Below are 21,383 nucleotides of genomic sequence, written 5' to 3' on the forward strand. Positions count from 1 at the left end.
CTGGAAGGACCTCACCGAGAGCGTCAACTTCATGGCCGACAACCTGACCACCCAGGTCCGCAACATCGCCCAGGTCGCCACCGCCGTCGCCGAGGGCGACCTCGGCAAGACGATCACCGTCGAGGCCAAGGGCGAGATCCTGGAACTCAAGACCACGATCAACACCATGGTCGACCAGCTCTCCGCCTTCGCCGACGAGGTCACCCGCGTCGCCCGCGAGGTCGGCACCGAAGGCAACCTGGGCGGTCAGGCGCAGGTCAGGGGGGTCTCCGGGGTCTGGAAGGAACTCACCGACAACGTCAACTCCATGGCGCTGAACCTGACCTCCCAGGTCCGCAACATCGCCCAGGTCACCACCGCCGTCGCCAACGGCGACCTGTCGAAGAAGATCGACGTCGACGCCCGCGGCGAGATCCTGGAGCTGAAGGAGACCGTCAACACGATGGTCCTGCAGCTGCGGGCGTTCGCCGACGAGGTCACCCGCGTCGCCCGCGAGGTCGGCACCGAGGGCCGGCTCGGCGGCCGTGCCCAGGTCCACGGCGTGTCCGGCGTCTGGAAGAACCTCACCGACAACGTCAACTCCATGGCCGACAACCTGACGTCCCAGGTCCGCAACCTCGCCCAGGTCGCCACCGCCGTCGCCAAGGGCGATCTGTCCAAGAAGATCGACGTCGACGCCCGCGGCGAGATCCTGGAACTGAAGACGACCATCAACACGATGGTCGACACCCTCTCCTCCTTCTCCTCCGAGGTCACCCGAGTGGCCCGCGAGGTCGGCAGCGAGGGCCAACTGGGCGGCCAGGCCCGGGTCGAGGGCGTCTACGGCACCTGGAAGCGCCTGACCACCAGCGTCAACGACCTGGCGCTCAACCTGACGACACAGGTCCGCGCGATCGCCGAGGTGGCCAGCGCGGTCACCCAGGGCGATATGTCCGGCTCGATCTCCGTGGAGGCCCAGGGCGAGGTCGCCGCGCTGAAGAACAACATCAACCTGATGGTCTCCAACCTCCGTGAGACCACCCGCGCCAAGGACTGGCTGGAGTCCAACCTGGCCCGTATCGCCAGCCTGATGCAGGGCCACCGCGACCTGGTCGAGGTCGCCGATCTGATCCTGCGCGAGCTGACCCCTCTGGTGAACGCGCAGTTCGGCGCGTTCTTCCTGGCCGAGGCGGGCGCGGAGCCGGGTGAGGGGCTCGAACTCATCGCCGGCTACGGCACCGGCCAGCCCGAAGCCCACCGCCGGCTGCCGCGGCTGCGCATGGGCTCCCCCGGCTGGGGCCTGGTCACCCAGGCCGCCATGGAGAAGAAGCGCATCGTCGTCGACGCCGTACCGCCCGACTACATCACCATCAGCTCCGGCCTCGGCGCCGCCGCCCCCGCCAACATCGTCGTCCTGCCGGTCCTCTTCGAGGACCAGGTACTGGGCGTCATCGAGCTGGCTTCCTTCAGCCGCTTCAGCGATGTGCACCTGGCCTTCATCGACCAGTTCGTGAACACCATCGGCGTCTCGATCAACACCATCATCGCCAACGCCCGTACCGAGTCGCTCCTTTCGGAGTCCCAGCGACTGACCGCCGAGCTGCGCCAGCGCTCCGACGAGCTGCAGCTGACCAACGCCGAGCTGGAGGAGAAGGCCGCGCTGCTGGCGACGTCGTCCCAGTACAAGTCCGAATTCCTGGCGAACATGTCGCACGAGCTGCGCACCCCGCTGAACTCCCTGCTGGTGCTCTCCCGGCTCCTCGCCGACAACCCCGAGGGCCGGCTCAACGCGCAGGAGGTGGAGTTCGCCGTCACCATCCACCGCGCCGGCTCCGACCTGCTCCAGCTGATCAACGACATCCTCGACCTGTCGAAGATCGAGGCGGGCAGGATGGACGTCCATCCCAAGCCGCTCCCCCTCGTCAAACTCCTCGACTACGTCCGGGCGACCTTCAAACCGCTCACCGTCGACCGCGGCCTCACCTTCGACGTCCAGGTCGGCGACGACGTCCCCGAGGAGCTGTTCTCCGACGAACAGCGCCTGCAGCAGATCCTGCGCAACCTGCTGTCCAACGCCGTCAAGTTCACCTCCTCCGGCGGCGTGGAACTCCGCGTCCGACGCGTACCGGCAAGCGAGTTCGAGGAGGAACCCCTGCGCAGCGCCGACGACGTCCTCGCCTTCTCCGTCAAGGACACCGGAATCGGCATCCCGGCCGAGAAACTCGACGACATCTTCGAGGCGTTCCAGCAGTCCGAGGGCACCACCAACCGCAAGTACGGCGGCACCGGCCTCGGCCTGTCCATCAGCCGCGACATGGCGGCGCTGCTCGGTGGACGGATCACCGCCGAGAGCGAGCCCGACGTCGGCTCGACCTTCACCCTGTACGTGCCCGCCCGCTACACCGCCCCGCTCCCCACCCTCGGCGACGGCCCCGCCGCCCCGCCCCGCCCCGTCCTCGCCGAACAGCTCACCACCCGGCCCACGCCCGTGACCCGGCCCCGGCCGGACCAGGGCTCGTCACAGGGCGACGTCTTCGCCACCGAGGAGGTGCGCGCGCACGAACCCGCGCCCCATGCGGAGCCCCGCACCGACGACGGCGGCGATGTCACCTGGCCCGAGACCACCCGCCTCAAGGACTGGCTCAGCGGGCGCCCCGGCGAGGTGCTGGCCAACCGCCGGATCCTCATCGTCGACGACGACATCCGCAATGTCTTCGCGCTCACGCATGTACTGGGCCGGGTCGGCATCCGCGTGAAGTACGCCGAGAACGGCCGCGAGGGCCTGGAGGTCCTGGACCGGACACCGGACGTGTCGCTGGTGCTGATGGACATCATGATGCCCGAAATGGACGGTTACGAGATGATCAAGGCGATCCGACAGGCCCCCCGTTTCGCGGACCTGCCGATCATCGCCCTCACCGCGAAGGCCATGCCGGGCGACCGGGAGAAGGCGATCGACAGCGGGGCCAACGACTACATCCCCAAACCGGTCGACGTGGACCGCCTGCTGTCCGAGATCTGCACGCTCCTGGATCCGGAGAACTGCACCCCGCGACCGAACCCCGACCCCACCGCCTCCGCCGAGGCCGGTCCCGGCAAGGGCGCGGACGAGGACGACCGGGGCGACGACCGGGGAACGGCGGGGCAGCGGTCATGACGACGACACCGGACACCGCACCGAGCATCCTCATCGTCGACGACATGGAGGAGAACCTGGTCGCGCTGGAGGCGGTCCTCGGCTCCCTCACCCAGAAGGTCGTCCGCGCCCGGTCCGGCGAGGAAGCCCTCAAGGCGATGCTCCGCGAGGAGTTCGCCGTGGTGCTCATCGACGTCCTGATGCCGGGCATGAACGGCTTCGAGACGGCGGCCAACATCAAAGGGCTGGACCAGACGAAGGACGTGCCGATCATCCTGCTGACCGGCGCCTCGGTCGACCCCAACTACGCCTACCGCGGCTACACGGTCGGCGCCGCCGACTTCCTCATCAAGCCCTTCGATCCATGGCTGCTGCGGACAAAGGTGAACGTCTTCCTCGAACTGCACCGCAAGAACCGCCAACTGGCCGCCCAGGCAGAGCAGTTGAAGCGGCTGCTGACCTCGGACGGCGGCCGCCCCGGCGGCCCGCCGGCGGAGGCCCCGGAAGCCCTGGAGGCATCCCGCGCACCGCAGGGCCACGCGACCGAGGAGCCGGGCGAGCAGCCCGCGGCCGCCACCCCCTCCTCCGAGGCCACCCGCCTGGCGGAGGTCGCCGCCCAGCTCGCCCAGCTCGAATTCCTCCTGCGGGACCGGGCGGGCCGTGAGTCGGGGCCGGAGGCCGGCGGCGACGAGACGGACCGGGGCGAGGCACACGGCGGCGAGCCGGAACGGGACGCGGCGTCCGACCTGGCCGACCGCATCGCGCAGTTGGAAGAGGCGGTGGGACGACTGCTGACCCACCGGAGCGGGTAGGCACCCGCCCCGGGGAAACGGGGCCCGAGGAGCGGAGCGCGTCAGCTCCTCGCACCGCGGGCGATGCGGTACAGCACGTTCGGGCGCAGTGGCCCTTCGGGCTCGGAGAGGTCGTCGAAGTCGTCGGCCGGGTCCCGGGTCATGCCGATCCGGCGCATCACCGCCTGCGAACGATGGTTGGTGGCCGTCGTGACAGCGACGATCTCGGGCAGCTCAAGATCGTCGAAGCCATGGGCCAGGACCGTCAGCGCGGCCTCGGTGGCGTAGCCCTGACCCCAGGCCGGGCGGGCGAGCCGCCAGCCGATCTCCACTCCTGTGAACGGCATGTCCTCGTCCACGTCGTCCAGACCGGCGAAGCCGATGAACTCGCCCGTGGTCTGCACCTCGACCGCCCACCACCCGTAGCCGCGCTGGTCGAACTCGGCCTGGAACCGCGCCACGGAGGCATCGCTCTGTTCGCGGGTGAGCAGGTCGCCCAAGTGCTCCCGCACCTCGGGATCGGCATTCATCGCCGCCCACGGTTCGAGATCGGAGTCACGCCAACGGCGCAGGACGAGTCGATCGGTACGCAGTTCAGCCATGCCGCCCAGCCAACGTGAGCCATGCCCCCGTGGCAATCCCTTTTCCTCTTCCTCACGGTCGCACCTCGCCCTCCGAGGGGCACGCCCCTAGCCTTCGCTCTCGTCACTCCCGTAACTCGCGAACCAGTGGCTGTCGAAGTAGCGGGCCGTGGAGAACGGGTGCTGCCGGTCGGTGAGCATGCGGTAGATGAACTCGCTGGTCGTACCGTCGAAACGCACCCAGGAATCAGGGATGTCCTCCGTGATCAGGATGGGCCATCTGTCAGGGTCGACTCCTTCGGTCAGCCAGTAGAACTGGTCGGCCTGCTCGGTGCTCGCCCACTGCAGCAGCCCGCCAGGGGTCGGGTACAGCTCATACGGCTCCCACAGACCGCTCTTGCTTGCGCTCGCCCACTCGCTCAACCACTCGGTGTGCCGGACGATGTCGGCGCTCTGGAAGCAGGCGCCGGGTATGTGGATCTGGAGGTAGTCGTCGAAGGCGCCGTCCCCGAACAGTTCGACGAGGCGTTTGTAGTCGCTGGGAAGAGCCGTTCCGAGCCGTTCCTCGGTCTCGGCCCAGTCGACCGTGCGCGCGCTGGTGACGTCCCACCCCGTAACGGCGACGACCCCGTCCACCCAGGACGCTCCGTCCGGCACTTCCGCTGCCGGTTCCCGTCCTTCCGCGACGAGCACCACGGGCCGTATGCCGTCGTCGAAACGGGCGGTACCGCAGCCGATCCACCGGCCCCCGTGCGCCCACGCACGCATCTCGACGAGCCGCTCGCCGAAGGGAGCCAGGAGCCCCCGCCCCGTTCGCCGGGTCACGGTCGGGTCGGCGTACCCGTCCATCGCGAGGTTGCGCGGCTGCCCGTAACGTCCACTGAGGGCCTCGTGGAGGTCGGCGAAGCCGGCCCCGTCCGAAGGCGCCCACAGACACACGTGTTCCGCCGGGTGCCCTGCCTCCTCACACTGCAGATCGCCCGTACCCGTCCAGGCCAGCCGATGGACGACCGCAAGGAGCTCATCAAGTTCGTACGGCACGCCCCGGCCGTTCTGCTCGTTCATGGCAGGCATTGAAGCGGACGCCACTGACAACGATCCTGCGGTTCGGCTCCTCTACGGCTCCCCTACGCTCAGCCGTCCCCGGTCCGGCCCCGCCCGCCGCGGAACCGGCCCCGCCCCGGACGCTCGGGAGGCCGGGGAATGAACGGCAGCCCGTCTCCCCGCGTCTCGGCCGTACGGCTCCACGCGCGGCTCGACGCCGGCTCGACGTAGGTGAGACGGGTACGCGGCGCCCGGGCGGCTTCGAACTCGCGCGGCTCCTGGCCCGCGACCGCCATCAGGTCGAGCAGCATCCGCTCCGCCAGATCCGGCTCCAGCTGGGCCCCCACCCCTTCGGAACCCCAGCGCAGCACCAGTTCCGCGGCCCTGGTCAGGCCCTCATCCGTGGCGGTGGGAAACGCCAGGGCCAGTGAGGCCCGGACGATCTCCACCGCGCTCTCCGCCTGCATCAGCCACCGCCACCCTCTCCACTACGCCCACACCCGAAGTCCACGCCCACACCCGCGTCCACGCCCACACCCACGTCCACACCCATGTCCGCTACGGCTCACCGCACGGCCCTCACGGCTTCCGGGCGACGCACACCGCACACAGCCCGACCAGCGCCGGCGGCCGCATATGGATGAGCGTCGCGTCCTGCGCCTGCCGCAGGCACTCGTGCCGGTCGAGCTTGGAGAACTGCTGCGTACTCATCGTGTCCCTGATGATGACTTCCCAGTGGTCCTGGGCCTTGACCCAGTCGTTCCGATGCGCGATACGCACAAAGGCGTCCACGAAGACCTGCTCCGCCAGCGTCCCGTGGAAGTAGCCCCCCAGGTAGTCGATCCTCGACGGCGGCCTGAGCCTGTTCCCCCAGCCGCGCTGCTCGAACAGCGTGCTCGTCGCGATGGACTTCACGCTCTGGATACGGGTGGCGATCACTTGACTCCTCCCACTCGTAAACGAGGGGGATTCCTAGCTCACTTCGCCTGCCCACCGGCGGGGGTGCAGGTCTTACAAGATCAGCACTAGCCGGGTTGAAGACCAGCCCGGACCAGCATCACGCGGGCGCTGTTTTTGTCTCTGGGGGAGACGGCTCCGCACGCGGTGCAGGCATACGTTCTCTCGGAAAGAGGTAGTGCGTGCTTGGTTCTCGCTCCGCACTGCGCACAGTCCATCGTGGTGTGCGCGGGGTGTACCAGGTGCACGGTCCGGCCGTGCTTGCGGCCCATCTCGACCAGGACCTTCTTGGTGGCGCTGATGGCGGCGTCTGCGGCCTTGCGAGCCATCGAAGTCTTGGCGAGGAACTTCGGGCGGAAATCCTCGACCGCGATGGCGTCGTGGTCGCGCATGACGCGCTTGGCCCACTTGCGGCCGGTGTCCTGCCGCTGGTTCGCGACCTTCTTGTACAGCTTGGCTGTCTGCCGCTTCGCCTCGCGGTAGCCCTTCGATCCCGGCTGCCCCTTCGAAGGCCTGCGGCGGCTCATCATCCGCTGGTACTTCACGAGCTTGTGACCAGCCGTCTTTCCGTGCTGCGGGTGGGGAAGGTCGTGGTCGTCGGACGTGGTGGTCGCGGTCTCCTTCACACCCCAGTCGATACCGATCACACGGCCGGTCTCCGGCAGGGACTCGGTTACGGCCGGGACAACGAACGACGCCCACCAGTGCCCCACCGCATCGCGGTACACGCGTACGCTGGACGGCGGCTCGGGCAGCTCCCGCGACCACACCGGGCGCACCACGGTTCCGCCAGCGAGATGCAGCCGCCCGTCTCTGAGACAAAACCCGCGCTTGGTGTATTCGAGGGTGGGCAGCGCTGCGCGTTTCTTCTTGTACTTCGGCATCCCGGCCCGCTGCCGCATCGGCAACCGGGCCTTGATGTCCTTGAGCGCCTTGGCCCGGGACTTGCCGAAGTCGCGTATCAACTGCTGCTGAGGAACACAGGCGCCCTCACGCAGCCATGGTATGCGGGCGCGGGCCTCGGTCAGCATGGCTGCGAGCTGGACCGGACCGCACGTCGCCTTCTCGCCGGTCGCCCGGTTGTGCGCGTGCACGGCCTGGGACTTGGCGACGCACTCATTCCACACCCAGCGCAACCGGTCCCACTCGGCCTCAAGAGCAGTGCGGGCCGTGGACGTCAGACGCAGACGGTAGGTGTACCGGCAATGGCCAGTCGCCTCCGTGATCGCTTCTGCTGCCATGCCTCCGAACCTACCTGGGAGGACTGACAGTTGGGACCTCCCACCCCGTGTAGGCTGCTTCACCTGCGGTTTTGGTGCACGTCGATCCGCCCTAACGACGAGTCGGCTTTCCTCAGCCATCAGAAAGCCTTCTCTTCCTTGGCGGTCAGGCCCGCGGTCCGGGATGCCTGTCCCAGTCGAGGGCCGTCGCATGTCTGCGGTGTGCGGTGTTTCCACTACCGAGAGTGCAACGGCGGGGCGAGCGGAGGCGAGCCCTCCGCCACTCGATCACCCGAGCGAGTGACGGACATGCGGCCCCCCGGTGGGGTTTGGTGGGTTGGTTCTTTCCACCTGGGGTTATTTGGTCTTTTACGGCCCGTGGCACCGCCAGCCCAGTTCCCGGCCTTCAGCCCCATGACGGCAGGTCGAACTCTGCCCAGACCGTCTTGCAAGGGATAGGCCCAGGCCAGGTCCCCCATCGATCGGCGAGCGCGTCCACGAGGATCAGACCGTGCCCCGACTCACCTACACCCGGGGCCTGTTGGACCGGGATCCGGTCCGGGCGTGCGTCCACCAGCTCGACACGGAGCGTGTCCGCGTCAAAGGACAGCACGATCCTGAAGTCACGCCCTCGTACGCGCCCGTGCGAGGCGGCGTTCGCCGCCAGTTCGGCGACGACCTGAGCGGGCCGCTCGAACGGCACGCCCCAGACCCGGAGTTGTTCAACGGCGAGCAGCCGCGCAAGGCGGGCCCCTCGACGGGTGGCCGACAGCTGGACCTTGAACCGGAGCTCGGGCTCGGCGATTTGCTGATTCATGTCACTCAGCGTGGTCGGGCCGTTTTACGCTGAACAGTGATATCGCCGATACGTACGGTCACTGTCCCCGGCTGTACCGAGGTGTCCGCTGCGGTCCAGGAGGTGGAGTAGATGAGCGTTGACGACAAGGACGAGGCGTCCTGGGAACCCGACGGGCCGGATGAGATGCAGCCTGCGGTCGAGGTGGTGGGCCGCCAGCTCAAACTGTGGCGGGAAGGAGCAGGACTGCGACCCGCAGAGTTCGCGGCGAGGATGGGCTACGGGGAAAACCTGATCTACAAGATCGAGCGTGGAGCGCGTATTCCCCGCCCCGAATTCCTGGAAAGGGCTGATGAGGTACTTGGCGCGGGCGGCAAGATCTCCGCGATGAAGAAGGACGTGGAGCGAGCCCGCTACCCGAAGAGGGCACGGGACCTGGGAAAGCTGGAGGCCACGGCCGTCGAACTTGGGGCTTATGGCAACCACAACGTGGACGGACTGTTGCAGACAGAGGAGTACATGCGCGCGCTGTTCGACGTACGGCGCCCAGTGCTCACCGAGGGCGACCTTGAGCGCCACGTAGCGGCCCGCATGGCCCGGCAGGAGATCTTCCGCCGGACACCGCTCACCACGCTGACATTCGTCCAAGAAGAGGTGACCCTGCGGCGACCCATCGGGGGCAGAATGGTGCTGCGTCGCCAGCTCGAACACCTGCTGGAACTCGGCAAGTTGAGGCATGTCGAGATCCAGGTGATGCCGACGGAGCGCGAGGACCACGCCGGCATGATGGGCCACGTGCAGCTACTGAAGCTCAGGGATGGGTCGACGGTGGGGTATTCGGAAGCGCATCTCACCAGCCGCGTAGTGGTGCATCCCAAAGAGGTCCAGGTCCTCGAACTGCGGTATGGGATCATCCGATCCCAGGCTCTCAGCCCACGGGAGTCACTGGCCTTCATCGAAGAACTGCGGGGAGAGACATGAAACTCACGTGGATCAAGAGCAGCCACAGCGGCAACGACGACTCCGCATGCATCGAAGTCGCCGCCACCCCCTCCACCATCCACATCCGCGACTCCAAGAACCCCGACGGGCCGCGGCTGCACCTCCCGCCGGCCACCTGGGCCGACTTCGTCGCGTACGCCGCCGACTCCGCGCGCTGACTGTGCGCCGGGCCGTGCGCGACGGCGCATAGCGGCCGGGCGTGCAACTGCCGAGGCTTCCTTCGTGCCGCCGACGGGGTCGGCGCGGCCGTGGCGGGAACGCTGTCGGCAAACGGCAGAAGGGGGAGTCACGGTGCGGCAGTTCGACCTGAAGGCGGAAGCGGAAATGCGGCTGCAGTCCGAGAAGTTCGCCGCGGAACTGGCGCGGAAGCGCCGCGAGAGCCCGGCAGCGGCCGAGGGCAGCGTCCAGGCCCCCGTATCGGCCCCGGCCACGGCCACCGGCACGACCGCGACCACGGCGACGGACGCCACCGCCGAAACCGAGTGAGGGCCAGGGGTGGTCGCCACCCCCGGCCCGGTTGTCAGGGCCTGTCCGACGGGTCAGGAAAGAGCGCCTGATCGGACAGGCTCGATTCGGCAGCGCCCGTCACACCGCGCGCAGGGAGGCCCAGGTCTGCGGACCGACGACGCCATCTACCTGGAGACCCCGCACGTCCTGGAAGTACACCACCCAGCTCTCCGTGCGCGGGCCGAAGTTCCCGTCAACGGCCAGTGGTGAGCCACCGTTCCACAAGTTGATCACGCACTGGATCTCCCTGACACGGTCGCCATGGTCACCACGCCGGGTGGTGGCATTTCCGCTGTAGTAGCCGCAGTGGGCGGCCGCGTCGGCGACCGAAGTGGTTCCCCGTGCCTCGAACGGCGTGGCGGAGGCGGCCGGGGTCAGTGCCAGAAGCAACCCGCTCAAGGCGGCTGCCGAAGCCAGGACGGCGCGCTGACGTGTACGCATGTGAGGTCCTTCCCCCCAAGTCTTTGTAGATCTCCCTGACAGGAGCTCCATAGGGAGACTGGCTCCGGGAGGGGTCCACTACGCCGCTGCCGCCGACTTACACCTCCTGTGGGTGACATCGCCTCGTCTCCGATCGGGGAGCGGTGCTTGCCGACGGTGCGTCGTCATGGGCGCACGAGGAGCGACTCGGCGAGCGTGCGCCACACGGTGCGGGGGAAGCCGGGCGGCTGGGGGCCGTGTCCATCGGGGGTGACGACCTGGAGGGCGATGTGGTCGGCGCCCGCGGCGAGGTGCTGGGCGATGCGGTTCGCGATCCGGTCGAGGGTGCCCCAGGCGAAGAGGGCGTCGACGAGGCGGTCGCTGCCGGGAGCGATGAGGTCGTCGGGCGTGAAGCCGGAACGCAGCCAGCTGCCGGCGTAGTTGGCGGTTGGCGAGAGGTACGGGGCGAGCGCGGCGCGGGCGGTGGTGCGGGCGGTCGACGGGCAGCCGTCCAGGACCACGCTCACCGTAGGGGCCAGGAACGGGCCGTCGCCTAACAGCGCGCGGGTGTGGGCGGTGTGCTCGGGGACGGTGAGGTGCGGCTGGACGCCGGCGGTGCGGTCGGCGGCGAGCCGGGTCATCTTCGGGCCGTGGGCGCCGAGGAAGCGCATCGCCTGGGGCAGTGGCTGCGGCGCTCGGTCCAGTTCGTCGAGGTAGCCGCGGAGGGTGGTGTAGGGGCGGTGGTAGCGCCGCTCGACCTGGCGGTGGCTCACGCCCAGGCCGAGGAGCAGGCGTGCGCGTCGGTGGGCGGGCAACGAGTGGTAGGTGGCGGCGAGCGCCGACGCGGACTGGTGCCAGATGGAGACGCAGGCGGGGGCGACGACGGGGCGGTCGGTCGCGGCGAGCAGCTCGGCCGTCGTGCCGAGGTCGCCGCGCGGGTTGCCACCAGGGCTGCCGCCGAGCCAGAGCGTCCCATAGCCCAACTCCTCCACTTCGGCGGCGGCTTCGCGGGCCTCCCCGCGGTCTCCGTGGGTGAAGGCCAGGCTCCAAATGCCGATGCGTCCCAGGTCCAGGTCCATGGGACGGGTCTACCGATGGGGCGCCGGGACCGGGGGCCGGCAGGGCGGCGGTGACCGGAACGATGGGGGTATTCGCCCGAGAAGTCGCCCTTGACCGGGCAAGTGTCCGCGGTACGTGCCGGAGATGGCCTCGTCCCTCCGGGTCGCCTGCTCGCTGAAGATCTGGGCGGAGTCCGACTGCACCGGCGGGCAGGAGATCATCGACGGTGATGTCGCTGATCTGGGCGCCGTCGGGTGCGACAACGACGTCTCGTCGGTCTTCTTCGGCCAGGGAGTTTCGACTCCGGGACGTCCCAGGGTTACCGCTCAGGGAGGTCCCGGGGTTACCGCTCAGGGGTGTCCCGGGGTTACCGGATCATGGCCAGCTCCGGGTCCTCACGGAGTTTGGCCAGGGCGCGGGAGACGGCGCTCTTGACCGTGCCGATCGAGACCTCCATGACCTCGGCGGTCTGGGCCTCGCTCAGGTCCTCGTAGTACCTGAGGACGACCATGGCGCGCTGGCGGGCGGGCAGCCGCATCACCGCCCGCCACATCGCGTCACGCAGGCCTTCCAGCTCGGCGGGGTCGGGGGCCGGCAGCGGGTCCGGCTCGGGGAGCTCGTCGACGGCGAACTCCTCGACCTTGCGCTTGCGCCACTGGGAGGTGCGGGTGTTGATCAGCGCGCGGCGGACATAGCCGTCCAGGGCGCGGTGGTCCTCGATGCGCTCCCAGGCCACATAGGTCTTGGTCAGCGCGGTCTGGAGGAGGTCCTCGGCGTCGTTGGGGTTGGCGGACAGCGACCGCGCGGCGCGCAGCAGGACCGGCCCCCGGGCCCGTACATAGGACGAGAACGACGGGAACACCGCGGCGGTCGAAGCTCTTGTGCACACTGGCGTGGTCATGGGCTCAACGCTAGAAGCGAGGGAGGGTTCGGGGGATCGGCCCCAGGTGCCGAAGCGCTCTCCGCCTCAAGTTGTACGGGTGGGGTCCACCCCACCTCCTTTGGGGGGACGGGCCCCTCAGCCCTCCCTACCCGGGACCCTGAGCCGCCCTTGCCCGGGACCCTGAGCCGTCCCCACCTGGGCCCCTCAGTCGTCCCGGCCCAGGATCAACCCCGACGTGGGCACCCCCGTACCCGCCGTGACCAGGACATGGGCGGCGTCGGGGACCTGGTTCGGGGATGTCCCGCGCAGCTGGCGGACGGCCTCGGCGATGCCGTTCATGCCGTGCAGGTACGCCTCGCCGAGCTGGCCGCCGTGGGTGTTCAGCGGGAGCGTGTCCGCGGCGACGAGGTCGGCTGCCTCACCGGGGGCGCAGAAGCCGAACTCCTCCAGCTGCATGAGCACGAAGGGGGTGAAGTGGTCGTAGAGGATGGCGACGGAGATGTCGGCGGGGGCCAGGCCGGCGGTGCGCCAGAGCTGGCGGGCGACCACGTTCATCTCCGGCAGGCCGGTCAGGTCGTCGCGGTAGAAGCTGGTCATCTGCTCCTGGGCGCGGCCGGCGCCCTGCGCCGCGGCGGTGATCAGGGCGGCGGGGTGGCGGAGATCGCGGGCCCGCTCGGGGCTGGTCACCACGATCGCCTGGCCGCCGTCCGTCTCCTGGCAGCAGTCCAGCAGCCGCAGCGGTTCGACGATCCAGCGGGAGGCGGCGTGGTCGGCGAGGGTGATCGGCTTGCCGTAGAAGTACGCGGCCGGGTTGCGGGCGGCGTGCCGGCGGTCGGTGACGGCGACGTGCCCGAACGCCTCCGGGGTCAGGCCGTAGGTGTGGAGATAGCGCTGAGCCGCCATCGCGACCCAGGAGGCGGGGGTGAGCAGGCCGAAAGGGAGGTTCCAGCCGAGCGCCGCACCCTCGGCGGACGGCTGCCGCTCCTGGACCCCGGAGCCGAAGCGGCGCCCGGAGCGCTCGTTGAACGCGCGGTAGCAGACCACGACTTCGGCGATCCCGGTGGCGACGGCCAGGGCCGCCTGCTGGACGGTGGCGCAGGCCGCGCCGCCGCCGTAGTGGATGCGGGAGAAGAAGGACAGCTCGCCGATGCCGGCCGCCTGGGCGACGGTGATCTCGGGGCTGGGGTCCATGGTGAAGGTGACCAGGCCGTCGACGTCGGCCGGTGTCAGTCCGGCGTCGTCGAGGGCGGCGTGGACGGCCTCGACGGCGAGCTTGAGTTCGCTGCGTCCGGAGTCCTTGGAGAACTCGGTCGCGCCGATACCGGCGATGGCGGCCCGTCCGGACAGCGAGTCGGGGCGATGCAGGCTCATGCGGTGCCCTCCGGGAGGCGCACGGTGACCGTGCCGGTGACGTGGTTGCCCAGGGCGTTGGCGCCGGTGATCCGCACCCGGGCGGTGTCGCCGTCGACGTCGGTGACCGTGCCGGTCAACGTCATGGTGTCGCCGGGGTAGTTGGGGGCGCCGAGCCGTATCGCGACGGTGCGGAGCACCGCTGTGGGCCCGAAGTGGTCGGTGATGTAGCGGCCGACCAGCCCGTTGGTGGTGAGGATGTTCATGAAGATCTCCGGGGAGCCCTTGTCCTTGGCCGCCTCGGTGTCGTGGTGGACGTCCTGGTAGTCGCGGGAGGCGAGCGCTCCGGCGACGATCAGGGTGCGGGTGATGGGGATCTCCAGGGGCGGCAGCTCGTCACCGGCCTTGGTGCCGCTCGCGTCGCCGGCCGTCATGCGTGGCCCTCGCTTGCCATCAAGTCCCCCAGTTCTTCGAGGAGTTGGGATCCCGAGCCGAGATGGGCGTCGAGCTGCCGGCCCCAGAGGAAGTGCCGGTGGACGGGGTGGTCGACGTCGGCGCCGATGCCCCCGTGCAGATGCTGGCCGGTGTGCACCACGCGCTTGCCCGCCTCGGATGCCCACCAGGCGGCGGTCAGCGCGTGCTCGGCGCAGGGCAGTCGCTCGTCGTAGCGCCAGGCCGCCTCGTAGGCCGTGACCCGTATCGCCTCGGTGTCCATGTACGCGTCGGCGGCCCGCAGGAGGACGCCCTGGTTGGTGGAGAGGGGGCGCCCGAACTGCTCGCGGGTGGTGGTGTGGGACACGGCGCGGGCGAGGGAGCCGGCGCAGACACCGGCCTGGAGGGCGGCGAAGGCGGTGCGGGCGGCGGCCAGCGTGCCGGGGTAGGCGTCGGCCCCGCCCAGCCGCTCGCCGGCCGCGCCGTCCAGGGTGAGCCGGGCCGCCGACCACGGGGCGGTGGTCTCGACCGGCTCCCGCCGTACACCGGTGTCGTCCGTGCGTACCAGCCACAGCGTGCGCGACGCGTCCGGGACGAGGACGTGCGTGGCCTCGCGCAGCCAGGGCACCACCGGGACCGATCCGGTCAGCCGCGCCGTCCCCTCGGCCCGCGTCCCGGCCCCCGTCGCAGCGCCTGTCCCGTCCCCCGCCGCCGTCCGTACGCCACCAGGCCGGGCCGGGAACGCCCCGGTCGCGACCGACTCACCGGCCCGCAGCCCCGGCAGCAGCCGCGCCCGCTGCTCCGCGCTCCCGTGTGCGCCGATCGCCAGCAGGCCGTACACACAGGTCGCGGCGAACGGCACCTGCGCCGTCGTACGGCCCTGCTCCTCCAGCAGCAGAGCGAGCCCCAGCAGTCCGGTCTCCTCGACCGCGCCCGGCAGACCGGCCGCGCACAGCGCCTTCCACAGCTCGGCGTCGGCGGCGGTGCCCAGCCGGGCCAGCCGCTCGGGTGTGGACAGATCGCCGAAGATGTCGGCCGCCAGCTCGCTCGCGGCTCGCTGCTCCTCCGTAGGCGTGAAGTCCATCTCAGCCCGCCACCCCGCCCTCGGGACGGAACACCGGCAACTCCCACTCCTCGTCCACCCGCAGGAACTCAAGCCGTACGGGCATCCCGATCCGCACCTTGTCGTGCGGCACACCGATCACGTTGCTGACCATCCGCACGCCCTCCGCCAGTTCGATGAGCCCGACGGCGTAGGGAGGGGCGAAGGCCGGGAAGGGCGGATGGTGCATCACGACGTACGAATAGACCGTGCCGGCTCCGCTCGCCTCGACCGTGTCCCACTCGGGCGAACCGCAGCCACCGCAGCCCGGCAGCCACGGAAAGCGCAGCTCGCCGCAGCCGCCGCAGCGCTGGATCAGCAGCCGGTGCCCGGCGACGCCGTCCCAGAACCCGGCGTTGTCCCGGTTGACCACCGGACGGGGCCGCCTGGCCTTGGGAGCACTCGATGGGCTGCTCGACGGAGTCCTCGACAGAGCCCTCGATGGAGCCCTGGATGCGGCGGGGGCGTACTTGAGGACCCGGAAGCGGTGCGTCCCCGCCGGCTCGCCGTCCGCCCAGATGTCCATCCGCGTGGTGACGAAGTACCCGGTCCCCAGCTTGGTCGTCTTGCGCGCGGACACCGACTCGATCACTCCGCGGAAGGTGATCCGGTCACCCGGGCGCAGCGGCCGCAGATACTCCTGCTCGCAGTCCGTCGCGACGATCGAGGTGTATCCGGCGCCGTCCAGCAGCCGGGACAGTTCGTCGTACGCCCCCGAGCGGTCGGTGTGGCCCGACAGCCCGCCCATCGTCCAGGCCTGGAGCATGGTCGGCGGCGCGCTCGCGTCCGGCCCGTCGTACGCCGGGTTCGCATCGCCCATCGCCTCGCACCAGTGCCTGATCATCGGCGCGTTGACCAGGTCCTTTCCGACGCCCGCGGTGGAGGACGGCCGCCCTTCGTAGGTCTTCAACCGCGCGTACAGCTCGTCTTGTTCGTCGGTCCGCGACCGCTCGTGCCGCTCGCCCTGACCGTGCGCAACGCTCACCGCCGCCCCCTCCGCATCCCCAACCGCATCGTCGCGACGATCTCCCTTTGGACCTCGCTCACACCGCCCCCGAAGGTGTTGATCTGCGCCGCGCGGTTCATCCGCTCCAGTTCGCCGTCCTGGAAGACGCCCGGCGAACCGGCCCGCACCAGGGCGGCGTCGCCGACCACCTCCTGGCACATCCGGTAGACCTCGACGGTGGACTCCGTCCCCGCGAACTTCACGCCGCTGGCATCGCCGGGACCCAGCGTCCCGGCGCCCACATCGCCGACCAGGCGCCAGTTCAGCAGGCGGGTGGCGGCCAGCCGGGCGTGCGCCTCGGCGAGCCGGGACCGCACCCAGGGGCGGTCCGCCGGGCGCTCGCCGGACTCCGGGTCCGGCGTACGGGCGTACGCCAGTGCCGCGTCGAAGGCGTCCTCGGCCTGCATACCGAGGGCTGCCAACGCCACGCGCTCGTGGTTGAGCTGGTTGGTGATCAGCTGCCAGCCGGCGTTCTCCTCGCCGACGAGGTGTCCGGCCGGGACGCGGACGTCGTCGTAGTACGTGGCGGTGGTCGTCAGGCCGCCGACCGTCTCGATCGGGGTCCAGGAGAAGCCCGCCGCGTCGGTGGGCACGAGGATGATCGAGATGCCCTTGTGCTTGGGCGCGTCGGGGTCGGTGCGGCAGGCGAGCCAGATCCAGTCGGCCTGGTGGGCGTTGCTGGTGAAGGACTTGACCCCGTTGATCAGCCAGTGGGCGCGCTCGTCCTCGGCCTCCGTCCGCTTCACCGCGCGGGTACGGAGCGCGGCGAGGTCGGTGCCGGCCTCCGGTTCCGTATAGCCGATCGCGAAGACGATCTCGCCGCTGAGGATCCGCGGCAGGAAGTAGTCCTTCTGCTGCCGGGTGCCGTACTTCATGAGGGTCGGGCCGACGGTGTTGAGGGTGACCATCGAGACCGGGGCGCCGGCGCGGTAGGCCTCGTCGAAGAAGACGAACTGCTCGTCGGGGCCGCGGCCCGCTCCGCCGTACGCGGTCGGCCAGCCCAGGCCCAGCATGCCGTCGGCGCCGATCCGGCGGAGCAGCGCACGCTGCGCCTCAGGGTCCTCGGCCGTCCCCTTCGGCCCGTCGGGCAGCAACCTGCCGAAGTACGAACGGAGTTCGGTGCGCAGTTGCTCCTGGCGCGCGGTGGGGGCGAGGTGCACGTCGGCGGCCTCCCCTTCTGGTGGCCGTACGTCCGGCGCGCAAGGGGTGTCCGGACGTACGAACGAGCGAGCGGGTTTCTGACTGTCCGTCAGAAACCCGCTCGCTGTCAAGGCCGGTGCGATTGAACCCCGGAGCAGCCCCATTCGCTCTCGACACCGGCCCCGATATCACCCCTCGGCCAGCCGCCACTCCCCAGGGCGGCTACCGGCTCACCACAGCTCGGTGAAGTTCACGGTGGTGTTCTCCTGGTCGATGTCCGTGAAACCGGAGCCGTTCACGCTCGCGGTGTTGTTCTGGTTGGAGGCACCGGCACCGTTGGCGACCTGCTGGCCGGTGGTCGAGTTGCCGTTGTTGTTGTGGCCGACGCCAGTCCCCGTCTGGCTCGTCGCCGCCGAACTCGACCCGTTGTTCGCAAAGCCGCCGTTGTCGGCCTGCGCCACGCCGGACAGCAGCGCCACCGCGAAGGGCAGCGCGGCGGCCACGGCGATGATGCGGGCAGTACGGGTGCTTGCCATGTCTATTCCTCCTACGGAACACAACTTCTGGATCTGACCTGCTGGATCTGGTCTGCTGGGCCTGAGCTGCCGGACCCGGCCTGCCGGACCCGCCTGCTCGGTCCCGCCCGACCCGGATCACGGATTCCACGAACTCCGCTTGTCCACCGGGTAGTTGGCCGACCACCGCGATGCTTCCTCGACGTCGCGATCTCAGGATTGCCCACGAATCCCCGGCGAACCCACCGCGAAGGGGCGATTCCCTCGCAAGCATGAGGAACCCCGGGTAAACCCCCGCCGCACCACCTCGCCCCGCCCACCCCTCTCCGCGAGGTCACGGCCCTGCCGGAACCCTTCCCCCGCAAGGGGTACGGACCCCACCCGACCGGCCCACCGACCCGGCGCACGGGCGCCCCCGCGCACGCCCCCCTTCCCTTCATCGAACATTCGTACGAAAATGGAGTCATGGCCCCGCACCGACGCCATGCCGAACCGCCCACCGCCCTCCGGCCGGAACCCCGCACAGACGCCCTCGCCGATGCCCACAGCGCCGCGCTCGCCCATGCCCTGCTGGCCGCCGAGCGCGGCTACCCCGTCATACCGCTGACCCGCGGCAAGCTCCCCGCCATCCGCTCCCCGCACCGCGGCCACCCCGAGGCCCCGCCCTGCCGCGGCGGGTGCGGCCGGATCGGGCACGGCGTACACGACGCGAGCACCGACCCCCTGGCCGTCCGCCGCCTGTTCGCCGCCGCGCCCTGGGCCACCGGCTACGGCATCGCCTGCGGACGGCCCCCGCACCACCTCATCGGCATCGACCTCGACACCAAGAACGGCGCCGACGGCCTCACCGCCCTCCGGTTCCTCGCCGAAGCGCACGGCGTGGTGATCCCGCCCACCGTCGTCGTCCGCACCCCCAGCGGCGGACGCCATCTGTGGTTCACCGGCCCGCCGTCCCCGCCCGTCCCCAACTCGGTCGGCCGGCTCGCCCCAGGCATCGACGTCCGGGGGGCGGGCGGCTATCTGGTCGGCCCGGGCTCGCTCACCACCCGGGGGCGGTACGTCCTCGCGCCGGACACCCCGCTGCGCCCCGCCCCGGCGCCGCGCGCCCTGCTCGCCCTCCTCACGGCCCCGCCGCCGTCCGCCCACCGCCCGTCCCCGCCCGGCGCCCCGGCCCAGCCCGCCGCCGCGCTCGTACGCTTCGTCCGCACCTCACCGGACGGCCAGCGCAACGCCCGCCTCTTCTGGGCCGCCTGCCGCGCCTGCGAGTCCGGCCTGGGGCAGGAACTCGCCGCACGGCTCACGGAGGCCGCCTGCCACACCGGCCTGCCCGAAGCGGAGGCACGCGCGACGATCGCATCGGCCGCCCGGCGCGAGTGGGACCGGCAGAACCGGCAGGACTGACCCGGCGCCTCGCCCGACATGCAGAGGCCCAGGACCGCCCCCGGGCGCACGGAAAATCGGCTGCGCCCGCCACCTGCCCCCACTACCCTCCCCACCATGTCTACGCCCCGGATCTCTTAGGGCCTGTCCGATGGGTCAGGGTCGGAGAGGCCGCGGCGTCTGGTGCGGTGCATCGCAAGGCGCCGGAGCGTCCCGATAGCGGAGCTCTCGGGACGTTTCGGCAACGCCGCGAGGTACCGTGCCAGACGCCGCGGACCCGGCCCTGACCCATCGGACAGGCCCTAGCTCGGAAACCCGCTTCCACGCCACCCGTGTGTCCGCACACAGGCGTGTCACGCGTAGCCGCAGGCGCCGCAGCCGCACCCGGTGCGTGCCGGCCGAGGCCTCTGCGCGCACAGCGGCAGCTGCCCCCGAGTTCCAAGACCCCCCCTCTTCCTCTCTCCTTCCGGAGCGTTTTCCGTGATCACCGTGCGCGGTGTCGACGTACGCGTCGGCGCCCGACTCCTGCTGTCCGACCTCTCCTTCCACATCGCCCCCGGCGACCGCATCGGCCTCGTAGGCCGCAACGGCGCGGGCAAGACCACCCTGCTGCACACACTGACCGGCCGGCACCGCCCGGCCGCCGGGGACGTCACCCGCACCGGCTCCCTCGGGCACCTCGCGCAGGACTCCCGTACCGCCGACCCCGACACCACCGTCACCGACCGCATCCTCTCCGCGCGCGGCCTGGACCGTGCCGTACGAGCGCTGCGGGCCGCCGAGAACGCGATGGCCCGGGCCGGCGACGCGTCCCAGGAGCGGGTGGCGATGGCCGCCTACGTCCGCGCCGAGGCCGACTTCCAGGCGCGCGGCGGCTATGCGGCACAGGCCGAGGCGGCCCGGATCGCCGCCGGCGTGGGGCTGCCGCAGCGGGTCATGGACCAGCCGGTCGGCACCCTCTCCGGCGGTCAGCGACGCCGCGTCGAGCTGGCCCGGATCCTGGCCGCCGACCACGACACCCTGCTGCTCGACGAGCCCACCAACCATCTCGACGCCGACTCGATCGCCTGGCTGCGCGCCTTCCTGACGTCGTATCGGGGCGGCCTGATGGTCATCAGCCATGACACCGGCCTGCTGGCCGGGATCGTCAACCGGGTCTTCCACCTCGACCCCGCACGCGCCACGATCGACGTCCACAACACCACCTGGCACGCCCACCTCACCCAGCGCGCGGCCGACGAACGACGCCGCACCCGCGAGCGAGCCACCGCGGAGCGCAAGGCAGCGGCGCTGCGCACCCAGGCCGACAAGATGCGCTCCCACGTCTCCACCGCCGTCGCCGCGAAGAACATGGCGCGTCGCGCGGACCGGCTGCTGGCGGGCCTGGAACCGGCCCGGCGTACGGAGCGGACCGCCCGGATCCGGCTGCCGGAGCCCGCGCCGTGCGGCCGTACGCCGCTGGGGGCCATCAGCCTGACCAAGGCGTACGGCGGGCACCGGGTGCTCGGCGGAGTGGACCTGGCCGTCGACCGGGGCAGCCGGCTGGTCGTGCTCGGCCTCAACGGCGCGGGCAAGACCACCCTGCTGCGTATCCTCGCCGGGCAGGAGACCCCCGACAGCGGCCGGGTCGTCCCCGGCCACGGTCTGCGCCTGGGCTACTTCGCCCAGGAGCACGACACCCTCGACCCGGCGTCCAGCATCCGGCAGAACCTGGCCGCCGCCGCGCCCCACCTCACCGACGGCGAGGCACGCCGCGTCCTGGGCTCGTTCCTCTTCACCGGCGACGACGCCGACAAGCCCGCCCGGGTGCTCTCCGGGGGCGAGAAGACCCGGCTGGCGCTGGCCGGCCTGGTCCACTCGGGCGCGAATGTGCTGCTCCTGGACGAGCCCACCAACAACCTCGATCCCGCCTCCCGGGACGAGGTGCTGGCGGCGGTCGACGGCTATCCGGGCGCCCTCGTGATGGTCACCCACGACCCCGGCGCCGTCGAGGCCCTCCGTCCGGACCGGGTGCTGATCCTGCCGGACGGCACCGAGGACCTGTGGAGCGCGGAGCACGGGGAGTTGATCGGGCTCTCGTGAG

At 70.6% G+C, this 21,383-nt stretch carries 22 protein-coding genes; 7 read left to right on the top strand and 15 right to left on the bottom strand.

Going from position 1 to position 21,383, the window contains the following annotated elements; genetic code table 11:
• On the top strand, window positions 1-3,136 hold a 3,136-nt coding region (locus ACZ5XZ_RS09015; protein ID WP_468975588.1), incomplete at its 5' end, for a HAMP domain-containing protein.
• Window positions 3,133-3,927 carry a response regulator gene (locus ACZ5XZ_RS09020; RefSeq protein ID WP_468975589.1) on the top strand — a complete coding sequence of 265 codons (795 nt, stop codon included), beginning with the start codon at window positions 3,133-3,135 and terminating at the stop codon, window positions 3,925-3,927. The genes ACZ5XZ_RS09015 and ACZ5XZ_RS09020, both read left to right, overlap by 4 nt.
• Window positions 3,928-3,968: 41 nt before the next feature.
• Here the strand turns inward: ACZ5XZ_RS09020 and ACZ5XZ_RS09025 are convergent, their stop codons facing one another.
• The 6 genes from ACZ5XZ_RS09025 to ACZ5XZ_RS09050 form a co-directional block, all read right to left on the bottom strand.
• Window positions 3,969-4,508 (bottom strand): GNAT family N-acetyltransferase, encoded by a 540-nt coding sequence (locus ACZ5XZ_RS09025; protein WP_468975590.1) that lies wholly within the window; start codon window positions 4,506-4,508, stop codon window positions 3,969-3,971.
• Between the two features lie 87 nt (window positions 4,509-4,595).
• Window positions 4,596-5,552: an SMI1/KNR4 family protein gene (locus ACZ5XZ_RS09030; RefSeq protein WP_468975592.1), complete on the bottom strand. Its 957-nt coding sequence runs from the start codon at window positions 5,550-5,552 to the stop codon at window positions 4,596-4,598.
• A gap of 68 nt (window positions 5,553-5,620) precedes the next feature.
• The gene (locus ACZ5XZ_RS09035) at window positions 5,621-5,998 is read right to left on the bottom strand and encodes a hypothetical protein (RefSeq protein ID WP_468975593.1); all 378 of its coding nucleotides are present in this window, start codon (window positions 5,996-5,998) and stop codon (window positions 5,621-5,623) included.
• Window positions 5,999-6,110: 112 nt separating this feature from the next.
• A complete protein-coding gene (locus ACZ5XZ_RS09040; protein ID WP_468975594.1) occupies window positions 6,111-6,470 on the bottom strand; it encodes a DUF6313 family protein in 360 nt (119 codons plus the stop codon).
• An 86-nt stretch (window positions 6,471-6,556) separates the two neighbouring features.
• Window positions 6,557-7,729 carry an RNA-guided endonuclease InsQ/TnpB family protein gene (locus ACZ5XZ_RS09045; protein ID WP_468975595.1) on the bottom strand — a complete coding sequence of 391 codons (1,173 nt, stop codon included), beginning with the start codon at window positions 7,727-7,729 and terminating at the stop codon, window positions 6,557-6,559.
• Between the two features lie 385 nt (window positions 7,730-8,114).
• Window positions 8,115-8,525 (bottom strand): ATP-binding protein, encoded by a 411-nt coding sequence (locus ACZ5XZ_RS09050; RefSeq protein ID WP_468975597.1) that lies wholly within the window; start codon window positions 8,523-8,525, stop codon window positions 8,115-8,117.
• A gap of 111 nt (window positions 8,526-8,636) precedes the next feature.
• Here ACZ5XZ_RS09050 and ACZ5XZ_RS09055 point away from each other — a divergent pair, with 111 nt between their 5' ends.
• The 3 genes from ACZ5XZ_RS09055 to ACZ5XZ_RS09065 all read left to right on the top strand — a co-directional run bounded on the left by ACZ5XZ_RS09055 (window position 8,637) and on the right by ACZ5XZ_RS09065 (window position 9,992).
• Window positions 8,637-9,485 (top strand): helix-turn-helix domain-containing protein, encoded by an 849-nt coding sequence (locus tag ACZ5XZ_RS09055; protein WP_468975599.1) that lies wholly within the window; start codon window positions 8,637-8,639, stop codon window positions 9,483-9,485.
• On the top strand, window positions 9,482-9,664 hold the full coding sequence (locus ACZ5XZ_RS09060) for a DUF397 domain-containing protein (RefSeq protein ID WP_468975600.1): 183 nt from the start codon (window positions 9,482-9,484) through the stop codon (window positions 9,662-9,664). Before ACZ5XZ_RS09055 ends, ACZ5XZ_RS09060 begins: the two co-directional genes overlap by 4 nt.
• Window positions 9,665-9,797: 133 nt before the next feature.
• Window positions 9,798-9,992, top strand: coding sequence for a hypothetical protein (locus ACZ5XZ_RS09065; protein ID WP_468975602.1), 195 nt, complete (start codon window positions 9,798-9,800; stop codon window positions 9,990-9,992).
• 99 nt (window positions 9,993-10,091) lie between these two features.
• On the opposite strand, the gene ACZ5XZ_RS09070 is transcribed toward ACZ5XZ_RS09065, so the two are convergent.
• The 9 genes from ACZ5XZ_RS09070 to ACZ5XZ_RS09110 all read right to left on the bottom strand — a co-directional run bounded on the left by ACZ5XZ_RS09070 (window position 10,092) and on the right by ACZ5XZ_RS09110 (window position 17,941).
• A complete protein-coding gene (locus tag ACZ5XZ_RS09070; protein ID WP_468975603.1) occupies window positions 10,092-10,454 on the bottom strand; it encodes a peptidoglycan-binding domain-containing protein in 363 nt (120 codons plus the stop codon).
• A gap of 164 nt (window positions 10,455-10,618) precedes the next feature.
• Window positions 10,619-11,512, bottom strand: coding sequence for a TIGR03620 family F420-dependent LLM class oxidoreductase (locus ACZ5XZ_RS09075; RefSeq protein WP_468975605.1), 894 nt, complete (start codon window positions 11,510-11,512; stop codon window positions 10,619-10,621).
• Window positions 11,513-11,859: 347 nt separating this feature from the next.
• Complete coding sequence (locus ACZ5XZ_RS09080) at window positions 11,860-12,393, bottom strand: SigE family RNA polymerase sigma factor (protein WP_384424401.1); 534 nt, start codon at window positions 12,391-12,393, stop codon at window positions 11,860-11,862.
• A gap of 186 nt (window positions 12,394-12,579) precedes the next feature.
• The gene (locus ACZ5XZ_RS09085) at window positions 12,580-13,746 is read right to left on the bottom strand and encodes a lipid-transfer protein (RefSeq protein WP_468975607.1); all 1,167 of its coding nucleotides are present in this window, start codon (window positions 13,744-13,746) and stop codon (window positions 12,580-12,582) included.
• Window positions 13,743-14,159: a MaoC family dehydratase gene (locus ACZ5XZ_RS09090; RefSeq protein WP_468975609.1), complete on the bottom strand. Its 417-nt coding sequence runs from the start codon at window positions 14,157-14,159 to the stop codon at window positions 13,743-13,745. The genes ACZ5XZ_RS09085 and ACZ5XZ_RS09090 overlap by 4 nt, the downstream gene beginning before the upstream one ends.
• Window positions 14,156-15,241: an acyl-CoA dehydrogenase family protein gene (locus tag ACZ5XZ_RS09095; RefSeq protein ID WP_468975611.1), complete on the bottom strand. Its 1,086-nt coding sequence runs from the start codon at window positions 15,239-15,241 to the stop codon at window positions 14,156-14,158. Before ACZ5XZ_RS09095 ends, ACZ5XZ_RS09090 begins: the two co-directional genes overlap by 4 nt.
• A gap of 1 nt (window position 15,242) precedes the next feature.
• Window positions 15,243-16,244, bottom strand: a complete 1,002-nt coding sequence (locus tag ACZ5XZ_RS09100) for a bifunctional MaoC family dehydratase N-terminal/OB-fold nucleic acid binding domain-containing protein (RefSeq protein ID WP_468975612.1) — start codon at window positions 16,242-16,244, stop codon at window positions 15,243-15,245.
• Window positions 16,241-17,425, bottom strand: coding sequence for an acyl-CoA dehydrogenase family protein (locus tag ACZ5XZ_RS09105; protein WP_468975614.1), 1,185 nt, complete (start codon window positions 17,423-17,425; stop codon window positions 16,241-16,243). The genes ACZ5XZ_RS09100 and ACZ5XZ_RS09105 overlap by 4 nt, the downstream gene beginning before the upstream one ends.
• Before the next feature lie 210 nt (window positions 17,426-17,635).
• A complete protein-coding gene (locus tag ACZ5XZ_RS09110; RefSeq protein WP_468975615.1) occupies window positions 17,636-17,941 on the bottom strand; it encodes a hypothetical protein in 306 nt (101 codons plus the stop codon).
• A 444-nt stretch (window positions 17,942-18,385) separates the two neighbouring features.
• Between ACZ5XZ_RS09110 and ACZ5XZ_RS09115 the strand changes: the two genes are divergently transcribed.
• Entirely contained in the window at window positions 18,386-19,321 is a 936-nt protein-coding gene (locus tag ACZ5XZ_RS09115) for a bifunctional DNA primase/polymerase (protein WP_468975617.1), read from the top strand.
• 459 nt (window positions 19,322-19,780) lie between these two features.
• Complete coding sequence (locus ACZ5XZ_RS09120; RefSeq protein WP_468975619.1) at window positions 19,781-21,382, top strand: ABC-F family ATP-binding cassette domain-containing protein; 1,602 nt, start codon at window positions 19,781-19,783, stop codon at window positions 21,380-21,382.
• Window position 21,383 lies beyond the last annotated feature (1 nt).

This window comes from Streptomyces sp. NPDC033270 (assembly GCF_055576575.1).